This is a genomic window from Shewanella sp. DNRA4, from assembly GCF_012843185.1.
In the GTDB taxonomy this organism is placed as follows: Bacteria; Pseudomonadota; Gammaproteobacteria; order Enterobacterales; family Shewanellaceae; genus Shewanella; species Shewanella xiamenensis.
The window spans coordinates 47,287-61,500 of sequence record NZ_JABAIP010000001.1; the positions used below are offsets into that span (position 1 = coordinate 47,287).

At 48.3% G+C, this 14,214-nt stretch carries 8 protein-coding genes; 3 read left to right on the forward strand and 5 right to left on the reverse strand.

Features of this window, described 5'->3' with window-relative positions:
• Positions 1–25 precede the first annotated feature (25 nt).
• Together HG547_RS00215 and HG547_RS00220 are read left to right on the forward strand one after the other, a co-directional pair.
• On the forward strand, positions 26–1,102 hold the full coding sequence (locus HG547_RS00215; protein WP_169546542.1) for an L-dopachrome tautomerase-related protein: 1,077 nt from the start codon (positions 26–28) through the stop codon (positions 1,100–1,102).
• A 233-nt stretch (positions 1,103–1,335) separates the two neighbouring features.
• On the forward strand, positions 1,336–1,992 hold the full coding sequence (locus HG547_RS00220) for a hypothetical protein (RefSeq protein WP_047536305.1): 657 nt from the start codon (positions 1,336–1,338) through the stop codon (positions 1,990–1,992).
• On the opposite strand, the gene HG547_RS00225 is transcribed toward HG547_RS00220, so the two are convergent.
• From HG547_RS00225 to HG547_RS00235, 3 genes are all read right to left on the reverse strand, one after another.
• Entirely contained in the window at positions 1,985–3,679 is a 1,695-nt protein-coding gene (locus HG547_RS00225) for a diacylglycerol kinase family protein (protein WP_047536307.1), read from the reverse strand. The two genes, HG547_RS00220 and HG547_RS00225, sit on opposite strands and share 8 nt — an antisense overlap.
• 154 nt (positions 3,680–3,833) lie before the next feature.
• Positions 3,834–4,028, reverse strand: coding sequence for a hypothetical protein (locus HG547_RS00230; protein WP_023267356.1), 195 nt, complete (start codon positions 4,026–4,028; stop codon positions 3,834–3,836).
• A 22-nt stretch (positions 4,029–4,050) separates the two neighbouring features.
• Positions 4,051–4,227 (reverse strand): DUF1328 domain-containing protein, encoded by a 177-nt coding sequence (locus HG547_RS00235; RefSeq protein WP_011626732.1) that lies wholly within the window; start codon positions 4,225–4,227, stop codon positions 4,051–4,053.
• A 759-nt stretch (positions 4,228–4,986) separates the two neighbouring features.
• Here HG547_RS00235 and HG547_RS00240 point away from each other — a divergent pair.
• Positions 4,987–6,147: a hypothetical protein gene (locus HG547_RS00240; RefSeq protein WP_169546543.1), complete on the forward strand. Its 1,161-nt coding sequence runs from the start codon at positions 4,987–4,989 to the stop codon at positions 6,145–6,147.
• Positions 6,148–6,489: 342 nt separating this feature from the next.
• Here the strand turns inward: HG547_RS00240 and pfaD are convergent, their stop codons facing one another.
• Both pfaD and HG547_RS00250 read right to left on the reverse strand, forming a co-directional pair.
• Entirely contained in the window at positions 6,490–8,157 is a 1,668-nt protein-coding gene (gene pfaD, locus HG547_RS00245) for an eicosapentaenoate synthase subunit PfaD (protein WP_169546544.1), read from the reverse strand.
• Between the two features lie 128 nt (positions 8,158–8,285).
• Entirely contained in the window at positions 8,286–14,207 is a 5,922-nt protein-coding gene (locus HG547_RS00250; RefSeq protein ID WP_169546787.1) for a beta-ketoacyl synthase N-terminal-like domain-containing protein, read from the reverse strand.
• Positions 14,208–14,214 lie beyond the last annotated feature (7 nt).

Consider the following 14,214-nt stretch of genomic DNA (forward strand, 5'->3'; position numbering starts at 1 on the left):
TTAAACAGAAAAGCGGAGATAGAATATGAAACACTTATTTACTACAGCATTATGGCTTTCTTTGACTGCCAGTAGTTTTGTAAACGCTACCCCAGCGGTAGGAAGTCTTGAAACAGTCGCTGAATTGCCAATACGACCTGGCAATGTCAGCGTCACTGCACAAGGTCGGATTTTTGCCACTGTACATCCACTTGATACGCCGTCAGGTTTACAACTGATTGAAGTTAATCGTGAAACCAATGCTTACAAAGCTTGGCCTTCAATGGATTTACAAAAAGCTTCGACTGCCAATATGACTCAATTTGATACCTTATTAGGGATTGCTCAGGACAAAGCTGGACACCTCTGGACCGCAGATATGGGGTTAGAATTAGGTCAGACGAGGATTTGGGGATTCAACATTAAGGATGGCAGTCTATATAAACAAATTGTCCTACCACAAGCACTCGCGCCCAAAGGCAGCTTTATGCAGGATTTGGTTGTCGATTCACAAAAAGGCTGGATTTATTTAGCCGATATCGCCAACCCAGGCCTCTTAGCAGTGCGTATCGACGATGGTCATACCGTACGTTTTTCAGGTCATTGCTCGCTGCAGGCCGAAGCGGATGCAGTAATGAACATAGATAACAAAACAACATTGTTTAATGGCAAGGTCGCCAGTGTCGCGGTCAATCCCATCAGTTTATCTGCCGATGGAAGTACACTCTATTATGGTGCAATGAATGGCACTCACTGGTATCAGTTATCAACTGCGGCTTTACAAACAGGCAGTAATGATAAAATTATCGCGACTGTAAAATTAGTCGGAGCTAAGCCAGTGTCAGATGGCGCTGCAACGTCCAAACAAGGTAATCATTACTTCACCAATTTGAACCACAATGCCATATCTATGCTAGATAACAACGGTACGCTATCAACAGCGGTCAGTTCTCCACTACTGGATTTTCCCGATAGTGTGCAATTTGGTGAAACGGGCTGGTTATATATTTCAGTGAATCAATTGCATAAAGCAAAAGCCTTTAATGGCGAAGCTGAAACAGCCAAACCACCTTATCGCATCATGCGACTCTGGACTGGTGAGGATACCGCTGCGGGTCAATAACACCTTAGCTGCAACTGCAAAGTTGCAGCTTTTCGTTGCAGTATGAGCGATATCGCAACGGTTATTTCCATTGATGTGAGTCGTTGGTTTAACTCGAAAGGATCTAAAAATAAGTTAGGTGTTGATTGTGTAAACTATCAATGCCTCATATTGTTACTAGCACAGGTCAATTTGAGATGGTGAGATAATTTTTGGAACAAGGAACAAGGAACAAGGAACAAGGAACAAGTTCAGTGACACTTAATCAACCTCCTAAGAGTGCGCTTTATCTCAAGGCGTTGAGTACCCAGTACCGACCTCTACTGTGGTTTTTTGCCGTTGCCTTGTTAGTGCTTGGATTGCTTTGTGCGAGGGCGGCCTGGTTACAACCCGAGCCCGTGTTACGGCTTGTGCTTGGTTGGGTGGCATTTTTTCTGTTGTTCCCTGTACTGCCGCTAGCGTTAGTTCGGCAACAATCTTGGTTAGATACCGAGCGACAGCAATTGTGGCTCGGTAAAGGTGTATTCAATGGGAAGTCGCCTGGATTGTGGCGTTGGCGCGCCTATGCCTTTTCAGATATTAATGCTGTGCAACTCTATCTGCTACAAACAACCCATTGGCACCAGCTCGACCGTAACCGCCAAGCGGAAGATACGGTCGATCACTATCTCGCCTATTTACAAGTGCAGCAGCCTAAAGGGAGTCAATTGAAATTGGCTAACAGCACTGACAAGCAGGAATTACAGCAAGTTTTGCAGCAATGCGCGCAAGCGATAGGCTGTAAGTTTCAGGATTTTAGCAATAGTCCTCAAAAATCCCACCCCAAAGTGAGTGAATTTAATTTTATGCGAGTGCTTATTGCGCTTGCTGTTTTTATCTTAATAAACATCGCGATAGTGTCATTTACGTGATTTTTGGGTCGATAGCATTTTCAGTCGATTCTTGATAAGGCACAAACACCTTCAAAGAGGCGGGCAGGATATCAATATTGAGTTCCTCCGGCTCACAAATCTCGCCATCAATCACATACTTGCATTGGGGCTGACTGCTGATCTTCACCTTTTTCGCGTGGGCATGTTTCACTTTGCCTGTGTTGGCCGAGGTTCCAGAGTCGCTATTGGCGGCCTCTTTAATCCAGCCGGTAAAAGCCAGTTCAGCCAAACTGATAAGCTGTTCATTCGGCTCATTATTTGAATCTAACCAAGTGATATCCAACAAGCCGTCGGTCATATTGGGTTTGCCCTTACCTTGGGCGAGTAAGCTGGTAAAAGGCGCGGCATTGGCAACCACTAGGCTGTGGGTTTGCACTGTCATTGGGGCTTGGTCATCTAAAGTTAGCTGCAACTCGAGGTTGGTGTTGGTGTTCACCGCGCGCCACAAACCATCGAGGTAGGCGAGTTGGCCGAGAGCATTTTTACGCTCGCGGCTCGCCGACTCAATCATTTGCTGCTCAAACCCAATGCCGACCAGCAGCAACACCAGTCGCTCATTGCAACGCGCCGTGTCTATGGTCTGTGTCTGGCCTTGGATAATATTATCAAGGGCTTGGGAGACAGCATTCAGCTTACTGCTTAAACCAAAGAGGGCGTGTGACAGGGCATTGGTGGTGCCTAACGGGATAATGCCTAAGGTGATATCGGTGTCGATAATCTCCGCAGCGACCTCAGTGACTGTGCCATCGCCCCCGCAAGCGATGATGATATCGGCGCCCTGAAGCCGGGCTTTTTTCGCTTGGGTTTGGGCGCTAATCTCTGGCGTGGTGAGCGCTAACTGCACCTCAAAATAGCGTTTCAGTTCAGTACAAATTTGTTCGCCATGGGTCTGCCATTTACCCGCGCCAGAGACGGGATTGGCGATAATCCAGGCTCGCTTATGCAGTTTGATTTCCCCTTGAGTGTACATCTGCTCCAGCGCTTTAAGTTGCCAGCGATTTAACCCTGCGGTTTTACGAATGCTTTTAATCTGTTGCAGCACCTCGGCAAAGCTGAGCTCGGGGCGGCGGCACACAAGATAAGCGGCCAGCACCATTACGGATCGCCCGCGGCCGAGCGCACAGTGGATTAATACCCGCTTTTGGGCGCGTACTTGACGGTGTAACCAGTTAATCGCCTGATTTAATTGGGCGCTAGTCGGCACACTGTGGTCAAGAATAGGGATATTCAGATAGTCGATATGATCCTCATACAGGGACACATCGAGGCCGTCAAATTCGGCGGTGACATCTAAAATGGCGGTAATGCCATAACGATTTAGTTTAGGTAAATCGGCAGCGCTTAAGCGGCTACCCAAGTACAGATATTTATCAATGGCTTGCATTGAAGGCACGCTATCACGGCGCCGCGCCCAGAGATTATAGAGTCGGCATCCTAGTAAAAATGGAATAAAGCCCCAACGAATATACCAAGGGATGGAACCATCCTGACGTTTTCTAAAAATACTGGCGAGATTAAACCAATAGGCCGAGCCGACAAGGGCGAGGGATAGGCTGCTCCATGCCCAAATAAAGGTGAGGATAGGGGAGTGCCCCGTTACGGCGAAATAGCCAAATAACAGCGCTCCGAACAGGTAGAAATACTTAATGTGGATCCTACTCAGCATTGGCATCTCCTCCATCGATAAACGGCGAGCCTCAGGGAAACCCACTTTATCGTAACCAATGACTGTCGCGATAAAGTGGCTCGGTGGTACTCAATTGAACTGTGGTTATCCTGATAGGCTCGTTTGTGGGACTCACTACTCGCTGTCATCCGTTTTAGCAGCGCGTATCTTTCGCTTTAACGCCTTCTTTCAGTTCTTCACAGGCATCTTCAATTGCATTGCCGGTATCAGTGATGGCTTCATCGATTTTTTCGCCTGCATCCTCGGCGTGGTTGTCGCTACAGGCTGACAATCCAAAGGTTAATAATAAGGCTAAAAATGCAGTGGTAATTATGGTCATAGGTTTCATATTGATTCTCCTTTTATCCAATTTAAGCGCGTGGTGCCTTGCCCTTAAGGGCATTGACCAGCAGGGAAATCACAAGTAATACAATAAATAGGAAGAAAATAATCTTTGCGATCCCCGCTGCGGCGCCAGCGATCCCCGTAAATCCAAACAGTCCGGCGATAATGGCCACAACCAGAAACATTAAGGTCCAACCTAACATAGCCACCTCCTTTGTCTTATTTCGGTTTTTCTGTCTTCTTTCACTTTGCATGTTTACGTCGAGTGAGCTAGTGGAGTTCGTTGTTGAGAGCTAGTGAAGTAAGTTGAATGTGCTAAGTTGCGTCTTACATACCGTTATCACTCAATCCCGCAATAAACTCACAAAGGGGATATTGCGAGCTTAATGCCAACTTTGAAATTATTGACTAATTTACTGATTATTAATGTAATTTTTAAATGTCGTATTGGCGGGAGTATTGGCTGATATAAGCGAGATAGGCAATTTTTACCTGCGATTCGGTAAGAGTTGCCATTAGAAAATTGTGAGAAACAGCATAATGGCTTTGGAGGAGTCCGAGAGGGTATGATGTTGTTGGTTTAGAATGGGTAGTAATATTTTCTGTCCAGAATTTTCACCTTAGCTGATAGCTACTTATTGGTGTTGGTTCGAAAACTATCACTGCTGAGTACCACCCAAGCACTACGGGATGACTTATCTCGTCCGAAACATGCCATTCTTGAATTAAATTAACTCAATTTATTGCCTTGGATACTGTCTCGCGTTCTGATAGCTCTCATTCAAGTCATTTAAAGCAAGAGCAATTTGTAGGTGAATTAAAGATTCTACATTTATTTTTTAAAAGATAATTTTTCATCTTCACAGTGGTCGTGATTTTTATACTAATGATGTATTTTATGTACTAAGGCTACATGGCAATATTATATCTTTAATAGAGTTTGGACGAAATTGTAAATGAGGATGTTAAAGTTTTTTCATGGTGTTTTTTTAATTTTTCCGCTTATCAGCTTTTTTTCATATGGTTCCACAACCTCAAAGACTGCAGTATACGTATGTCATAATTGTAGCAATGCGGATTTTATTAGCTTAGTGAAAAAAGAGGCTCTTTCGAATAACTGTAAGTTTACAACATCAAAAGGAGAGACTTCTCAAGACGAAAAGGGTTGTTATAATCAAAATGAAAAAATGATTGTAGTAAATCCCACTTCAAAAATTGCAAGCAAGTTTATTGTCCAATCCACGGGGAAATTGGGTGGCAGTGAGATAAAGTCATTACCATTAACACAAGGTGAGAAGAATGATTTAGACATATTTTATCAAATTGATAATTCATTTGGTCAACTTAGTTCGAAATCAATTGTGGCTTATGCTGGAGAATATGATAACAGCAATTTAAATAAGAAAGTGCCATCTGCAAAGTTTGATCAAAAGCTTGATTATAATAAAAATGCCCAGTGTAGTATGTCATCTTTCCCAACTGATTTTTTTACATCAAAAGATTATAAACAACGAGTGTTGAATGAGCTTGGTGCTTTAATGAAGGCAAGTTTAAAGGATCTAACTTGGACGCAGTTTGTTGGTGGCTTTAAGGATACAGATCTGACAGGGCTGAATCTAGAGCTTACTGATGTTGATATTATTTTTAATCATAGTAATGCGAGAAAAATATTTGTGCATGTGATTTATGACAAAAATGATTACCGTGTTGCTCCAGATAATAGACTAACTTTTAGTGTATCATATGTAGGTGAATATTATAGGGAAGGGAATAAAAATATAAGTTTTAATTTTGAATTAGAGCCAGATCTTTCTTATGCTGGAGGTGTTTCAATTAGTGACCTTTTCACACCATCAGGTAGTGATAATTCAGTGCGATTTTATGGGGATAAGGTTGATCCATGCCTAGTGCAATTTTTTGAACTAAACAAAACTCAAGCCACTACACAAACTCCTCTGTCTAATGATGAAATATATGGCCATTGGGCAGGTGTTCTAGATGAGGGCGGTGGGGAAATTTGTCGCTTGCGGACGCCTATACGTGGCTATTCAGGATATGGATGCTTCACAGATAAAAACGAGGTGCAAGATCTGACTTATGAGTATATGGGGTTATGTAATTAAGTTTTTTAGGATTCTAATTCATAAAAAGCTTAGGCACTTAACAAAAAGCTAGGCTTGATGTTATTCATAATGATATGACAGATAGATTTATTTCATATCGATTTAGCTCCATTAAACGCCATAGCTTGCAGGCGAGGATTGTCGCGCTACGTTCTGTGACAGAGTGGGCTCATCGGAAAAATGGATTTTTCCGATGAGCCCCTAGGATGGGTTTACGGCGTGCCACTGAAGTGACAATGCAGAGCGGAAACGGAACTCCAATCGGTTTTAAGCCCAAAAATGAATGTAAAAAAGCAGGTTTAGTTTTCACTTAACCCGCTCAATACGATTTAGCAAAGCGAATTAGCAGCGTTGCAGTGGTTTCCAGCGTTGCAGGCTGACCGGAATACTTACCCCTTGGGATAACAACAGGTTAATCCGTGCTTGGTAGGCGGCGCCCTGCATTAAATGTTTCGCCAAATCCACCGCATTGCGCTCGCGGTAATCATCTAAATAACTGCCTTTAGCCCAAGCATTAAAGGCGCCGAGGGCGGGGCCTGCCCAAATCTGATAATCCATTTCGCGGCCGACTTCGCCCGTGTTTGACCAGCGGCTCGAAAGACCCAAATACCAGCGGAAAATCAATGCCATTTTACGTTTTGGGTTATCCAGTGCACGCTCAATTTGTTTAGGATCGCGCTCATTAAAGTGCGCCACAGTGCCTGCCCAAATCTCATCTAATGAGGCGCGAAATACTTGCTCTTCCAGCTTTTGCCTTTCCTCTGTTGGAATCGCCTCAATCGAGTCGTAGCGGGTGTAAATCTCGTAGAGTTTGTTAGCGCGCATAGGGAATAGGGTGCCGCGCTTAACCACTTGTAACTTAACGCCCATTTCAAACATATCGGCGGCGGGCGCCATAGTTACATCGGCCATTTCGGTGGTGGTGAGTAATTTACGGGTATGTTCGCTGGCTCCCGCCTCAACACAGGCTTGGTTAATTGAGCCGGTGACAATATAGGCCGCACCCATATTGAAGGTCGCCAGCGCCGCATCGGGCGTGCCGATACCACCACCTGCGCCCACTCGGATCGGCGTTTTGTATTGGTACTTGGCTTGAATAGTATCTTTGAGTGCCAAAATGGTCGGCAATAGCGTGACCAGAGGGCGGTTGTCGGTGTGGCCGCCAGAGTCGGCTTCGGCGGTAATGTCATCGGCCATGGGCACAGATTGCGCCATTAGCATTTGGTCTTCGCTGATAAGCCCTTCGTTCACTAATTGTTGCAGCATCTTAACGGGGGCGGGCTCCATAAACTTGGTCGCCACCTCGGTGCGGCTGATTTTAGCTATCACTTTGTTGCCAATCACAATCTCGCCGTTGGCGTCGCGACTCAGGCCTGCTGCGCGGTAATAGACGATTTGCGGTGTTAAGCCCAAGAAGGCCGAGGCCTCAACCGTGCGCACTTGATGCTTAAGGAAGAGTTCGACACTGCCACGCTCAAGCGCTGGCTCGCTCGGGCTGTGAATGAGGTTAAAGGCGTAGGGGCCATTGGGCAATGCCGTTTGAATGCGTTTAATCGCGGCTTCCACGCGCGATGGAATTAACCCCGCCGCGCCAAAGGAGCACAGAATGCCCGCTTGACCTAAGGCGATAACTAACTCTTCCGAGGCGATACCGTTAGCCATGGCGCCCGCGTAGTAGGCGTATTTTACCCCATGCACGCGGCGAAAATTACTGTCGCCCAAGCTTTGGGTGCCAAGGGCAGGGGCGAAGGCACTCACCGGATGCAAACCATTGCTTTTGTGTAAACCATTGCAGGGTTGAGCTTCTGCAAGACCGACCACCTCGGCGCTTTGGGCAATGCCTAGGCCTTTTTCGGCATGATTGACTAAGTAACAGGCTTGATTGAGATCTTTAAGTTTTTTGCCAAGAGAATCGATATCGAAACTGATGGCGGCTTCATCAACCTGCCACGGCCAAGGACTGAGCTTATTATTATCGAGAGTGTTATTATCGAGTGTGGTATTCGTCATTTGGGCTATTCACTTTTAGGTGTTTGGGGCCTGAATTTGTTTGCCGCAGAGGGGTTATTCCCTTGCACTGCGGCTGTTGTGTACTGTTTAAGCTAACTTTGGCTAATGCCGCAAGTTAGGCGCTCGCGCTATGCCTCTTCGATGCAGATTACGATATCGGTTACCTCATAAATACGCAGGCCATCCTTACTCAGGTTGGCATCGCCCTTGATGATGCGTTTTCCGTTTTTATCTTCAATGCTGGTGATATGCACATCCAGCGACATCTGTTTGTTTAATGGATTAATTTGACCGCGATACTTCCATTTAATTTCTGACAGAATTTGGCCAAATTTCGGATTATTGAAGCCTGCGCCTAGGTCTTGGTCTATGGCATAGGTTTGCAGTAATTCGATAATCGCCTCGACGCCGAGGGAGCCTGGCATTACAGGGTCCTGATGGAAATGGAACTGGAAGAACCAATCGCTCGGGTCAATGGTGCGCTCGGCGTATAAGTATCCGAGCCCCTTCTTACCGCCAGTTTTTACAATTTCGGCCTTGTCGATAAAGTTCAGCTGCCCACCCGCGAGGCGGTAGTGTGGCTTGCCCTGCGGCGCTACAAAACTGCGGCCGTTTTTATCTAACAGATTGATTTGGTTGTCGGCTTTGATACCGCGCTCAATGTGCCACGCTTGGGTAATTTTACCATTGTCGATACCCAACTGGTTTTTAAGCGCATCGGCCTTAAAGTAACCGAAAACCGCATTGCCACGGTAGAAAGGCTCGCCATCGCAGCTCAGCTCAAAGCTAAAGTTTTGAATGATATTGCTGCCAGCAATCACGGTGGACAGCAGGCGCGAATCATTGACTATGGTCTTACCGCGTAAATCCACTTCGCGCAGTAATTTGCCACTGCCGTCGAGGTTGCGGAAGAATAACTCCTGCCCCGGGAAACCTAAGGTCGTGCCCATATAACCCGAGATAAAGCCATTGGGCTGTAGGGAGATTTCCATCAGCACTGAGTAAGGCATCACGCTCGGGTGACTGTTTTTAGCGTAATACCACGCGTTGCTGGGCACTTCATACTCGGCAATACAGGAGGATGGCTTTTTCAGCTCGCCACGTTTGCCCTCAATGGCCACCACTCGGGTGGTGAGTTGCAGATCGCCGCAGGGCGTGCGCGGTGGGATTAAGCCACGGTAAATACTAAAATCGGGGCCGAAGCAGTTTTCAATATCGCCGGTGGCAAACTCAAACAAATGGTAGGGCGTAAACGGCAGGGTGTCGGGCACGCGGTTGGCGTACTTAGAGCCTGCTGGCGCAATCGGCGCACTTACATGCTTAAGCGGCACAACGCCTTTATTCACGGGAGCTGAAACATCTGGGATTTGCGCCATCAGTGGCGCTTGTTCCGCTTGGTTGTCGATATTTGCTGCTTGGGCATCATTACTTTGCGAAGAATGGCTTTGCGAAGAACCGCTGTGCGAATAGCGGGTGCAATCCGCCTCTTCTTTAATCATCACCCCGAGGTTTTGGAAATCCACCACCACTTTGCCATTGAGCAGAATATCGATATTCGCCTTGGCATAGGGGCGAGGGCTCATGCCAATTTCGTTGACTTCCATACGATAGGTGAGCGTGCCAAATTGTGGCAATACCTGACCGCGGCAGCGCACTTTTTGCGATGCGTTTTCAAGGGGTTGGAAACGACCGTTAGTGACACCTAGGTGCATACCAATATGCAGCATAAAGAATTGCAGTAACTGGCCACAACCTTCGGCCATGAGGGAACCAGCCATCACTTGGTCGCCCTTGAAATGGCAGGGGAAATACCAATGGTCGGGGGCTAATTGCTTGTGACCTTCAATCAAGCCTAAGCCCCAAGCGCCGCCATGCACTTCGAGTTTACTGACTTGCTCGATCATCAGGAATTTTTCCGAGGCGAAGCACAGTGATGGCTGGAGACCAAACTTCGCCTGATGGGCCGCATGTTCACCGCCGAAACAGCCGCCAATGTCGGCGCTCAGTAGGCGATGGATTTGGCCGTAGCTAAAGGCCGTTTGCGCGCAGTTAAGTAGCGGCGTGAAGCGTGGCCTATTGCCGTTTCGGGCATATTCATTGGCCAGTGCAATTTGTGCTTGCTCGCGCAGCTTAATTTCGGCCTCGGTGCGGATCACTCCTTTGCCATCGGCCAGTTCTTTATCGGTAAAGAAACCCGCGCAGCCGCCGTCCATTTTTAGGATCAGCTTATCGCCCACGAAGCATTCGTAGGAGAAGAAAAACAGCAGGGTATCGCCATTGCGGGCAAAGTGGTTGATGGAGATATCGTAGCGCAGGGTATCACCGCCGCGGGGCAGATCCCCAAGGAAGGTGAGAGTGCAGTCGAGCAAGCGATAGACGCGCTCGCCTTTGTTTTCAAAATCGATACCTAAGTAGCTGATCAGCATTAAGTCGCACTGACCCGACTCGACCGCCACTGCCCAAGGGATTTGGCCATCGACCAAGAAGGGCGCATCCACGGGAATGTCGTACTCTGTGGTCATAGTGCTCGGTTGATAGCGGTTCATTTGCGCGTTGAGCTTAGTCACCCGCGAGACTAGCAGATAATCCGAGGTTGGCAGACGCACGCGGCGTGCGTAGCTGTCGATAATGGCGTAATCGGCGCCAAAGACCTTGGCAATGTCGCCCTCGGCATATTCCACCAGATCCTGATAGTTCCAAATGCAGGGCTTATCCGCAGGAATGGGTGGCGTATAGGGAGCGACATTCGCGTGATCGGGTTTTAACTCTGGTTTTAGTTCTGGGACTGATACCGCTTGCTGCGCCGCGGGAGCGACATTTGTGCTGGGGGCAACATGGGGTGTAACAGCCCCCATTTGTGTCGTCTGGGACAATTGCGCTTTTAACAGCGCATCGGCCAGTTTTAGCCCTTGCTCACGGCTCTGTAAAAAGGCTAAGTGCGCCTCGCGGGCCAATTGCTGGTTTTGCAACAGTTGCTGGTTTTGTAACAGTGCCGCGCTATCCTGCGACGCCCTATCCTGCGCCAAGGGCGCCGCCGAATATTGGTGTGGTGCGTTAGATGACATACCGCTCTCTACTGCTATTGATGTGGCAAATGGGGTGGCGTTTTCAGCCGTGGTATCAAGTGCTGCGCGCACTGTGGCTACAGTTTGTGTCGCCTGTGGTGCGATAGGCTGCAACTGGCGCATCTTGCCTTGGATGGTGGCAAGTGCGGGCAGTGGCGTATCCACAATATGTTGATAGATATCGCGGCCACCGAGCGTGACTGGTTTGATTAAGTGTTTTTGCTCACTCAAGGTTAAATCTTGCGCTAGGCGTCGCTCTAGTTGTTCCGCTTGCGCTTTAGTTTGGCTTAACAGCAGCAGTGAGCTCACTCCTTGGCTTTGGGTAGACACTAATGCCTGCTTATCGGTGTTTTTATCCGAGCCTGCGGACCCGTTCTTTAGGCTCAACAGGGCACTCAAAATACTGGCCATACCCGCAGCGGCAAAGTTATGCCCAAGGGTATTGGCGACTCGATTGCATGACGTCCCCATAAGATTAAGCTGCGCTAATAACTGCTCCGCTGGCAGTTGCTCTTCTGGGGCAATACATTGCTCAACCATATGGATGGCAACGGGTACTGAAGGATTGGCGATAGCCGTTTCGGTTATCAGCGAATCAAGCAGCTTGGGCAGCTGATGATGTGTGCCAAATGCTTGACCACGAATTTGGCCGTAAGCCGATTGTTGACTATTGCTCGCTTGCTGGCTGGTTAGCACGATAGCGCCCGCGCCTTCACCCACCTTCCATTGTGGATTTGCGCTGTTGGCATCGAGATCAACGGCGACCTCGGCGTTTTTCAATATCACCTGTTCAATACTGCCGCTTAAATCCACAGCGGCAATCACTACGCCATCGAGGGCTTCTTGGGACAGCAGGTTTTGCGCCACATCGATACAGCGAGCGACCGATTGCTCGGCGGCTGAAATGGTAAACGCTGGGCCGTTAAAGTCCCACAGCGAGGCGATGCGCGACGCCATAATATTGCCAATAAAGCTGGTGTATTGATTGAGCTTGGCGGCATCGAGCACACTGTCCATGGCGATGGCTTCGAGGGCGAGGTATTCATCATTAGAGAGGTGAACGCCTTGTTTCTTTAAGCTATCCGCAAGTTGGGTGTGCAAATTCACCCGGCCACGGAATTGGTGCAGCTCAAGCTCGGTTTCCATCGCCACTAACACGGCGACCTTGCTGCCAGCGGTTAACTTGGCATCGCGAATCGCCTCATCGGCGACTTTGATCAGCAAAAGCTGCTGGGAGATAAGTCTGTCATCCTCATTGGGCGGCACTTTAAAGCGCAAAAAGTCGAAGTCAAACTGCTCGATATAGGCGCCTTTGGGCGCGCGATTTAGGCCAAATTGCTGCAAGATATCGGGATGTTTATCTAAGCCTTTCCAGCGGTTAGGTGGCAGTGGGATAAAGGCATCTGTTTGGGCTAATAGCGCCTTATTCAACGCATTGATAGAGGCTAAAGGCCCAAAATGCGACGCCATGCCGATAACGGTTAATGCTTGCTGCTGATAAACAGGTTTGTTGGCTTGCTTCTTGGCGCTGTGCGCTGTCGGCTGATAGGATTCCAACAACAGATGGGCATTGCAGCCGCCAAAACCAAATACAGACACCCCCGCATGGCGACGATCGTTGCCCGTTTTATCGGGCCAAGCCTGACGCTGTGTGGGAATATTATTACCGCTAAACAGCCCCTTAGGTGATGAAATCGGCGCCGTTAAATTGATACTTGGCGGTAGATGACCTGAACGCATGGCAAAAATCATCTTCATGATCCCTGGCATGCCGGCAGCTGTGAGTAAGTGGCCAAGGTTGGATTTAGCCGAACCTATTAGCGGCGCCTTAGTGCCGCCGAGTTTATCTTCGAAAAAACGCTCCATCGAAGTGAGCTCAACCTTATCCCCCAGCGGTGTGCCGGTGGCATGGCATTCAATCACTTCGATATTGCTCGGGTGGGTGTTGGCGGCGGCATAGGCGCGCTCGAAGGCTTGCACTTGGCCCTTACTGTTGGGGCTTAAGACAAATTGGCCCTTGCCATCGTTCGATAAGCCAATACCACTGACCACAGCATAGATATTATCGCCATCGCACTCGGCATCCTCTAAACGCTTAAGCACTAATACGCCTGCGCCTTCGCCTGCGAATAAGCCTTTGCTATTGCTATCGAAAGGCGCCGAAATCCCATGGTCTGGATAGGCGTGGAAAATCGAGAATCCCATATTGATAAAGAAGGGATCGGCGCCCGATACCGCGCCCGCGAGCATCATGTCGGCCTTGCCCGTAGTTAAATAATCGCAGGCCAATTTGAGGGCATAGACAGAACTGGCGCAGGCGGCATCGAGGCTGAGCTGTGCACCGCCAAGGCCGAGGGCATCGCTTAACAATTTAGACGCGGTATGGGCAATGGCACCATTGGCTGCCAGTTGTGTGTCCGCAATTGACGCATTGGCGAAGGGTTCTAGAGAAAATTCGGGTTGATTAAGCTTGGTTTTTAATGCCTTTTCAACCGCTTGATGGTAAATCGGTAAAAACAGCTCATTGGAGCTTGCGGTCGGGAACGACAGCGTGCCCATCACTATCCCTGTGCGTTCAAGCAATGGCGCCGTTAAATCTACGCCCGCATCCAGCAGGGCCTTTTTACTGCAATCTAATGCCCATAAAAAGCTTTCATCGAGCCCGTCAAAGGCCGTCGGCGGCAACTGATAACCCTGTGGGTCAAAATGAAAGTTGCGGATATAGCCGCCCTTATCGCAATAAAAACGGTCTGCTTGGCCTTGAACACCTTGGTAATCCACAGGATTGGTATTGAGTTTGGCCGCATCAATTTGGCTGCGTGAATCTTTTTTATCCAGCAGATTTTGCCAAAACTGCTCAGGTGTGTCGGCATCGGGATACTGAACGGCAAGGCCGACGATGGCGATCTTTGGCATCGCCTTTGAGCTTTGGCGCTGGTCGTTTGGCACTGCGGCGCTGTCTTGCAGAGTCGGCTGAGCATGCATTTGAGAG

Coding starts and splice junctions, on each gene's coding strand:
- HG547_RS00215 (WP_169546542.1), top strand. CDS start 26: ATGAAACACTTATTTACTACAGCATTATGGCTTTCTTTGACTGCCAGT.
- HG547_RS00225 (WP_047536307.1), bottom strand. CDS start 3,679: ATGCTGAGTAGGATCCACATTAAGTATTTCTACCTGTTCGGAGCGCTG.
- HG547_RS00230 (WP_023267356.1), bottom strand. CDS start 4,028: ATGAAACCTATGACCATAATTACCACTGCATTTTTAGCCTTATTATTA.
- HG547_RS00235 (WP_011626732.1), bottom strand. CDS start 4,227: ATGTTAGGTTGGACCTTAATGTTTCTGGTTGTGGCCATTATCGCCGGA.
- HG547_RS00240 (WP_169546543.1), top strand. CDS start 4,987: ATGTTAAAGTTTTTTCATGGTGTTTTTTTAATTTTTCCGCTTATCAGC.
- pfaD (WP_169546544.1), bottom strand. CDS start 8,157: ATGACGAATACCACACTCGATAATAACACTCTCGATAATAATAAGCTC.
- HG547_RS00250 (WP_169546787.1), bottom strand. CDS start 14,207: ATGCATGCTCAGCCGACTCTGCAAGACAGCGCCGCAGTGCCAAACGAC.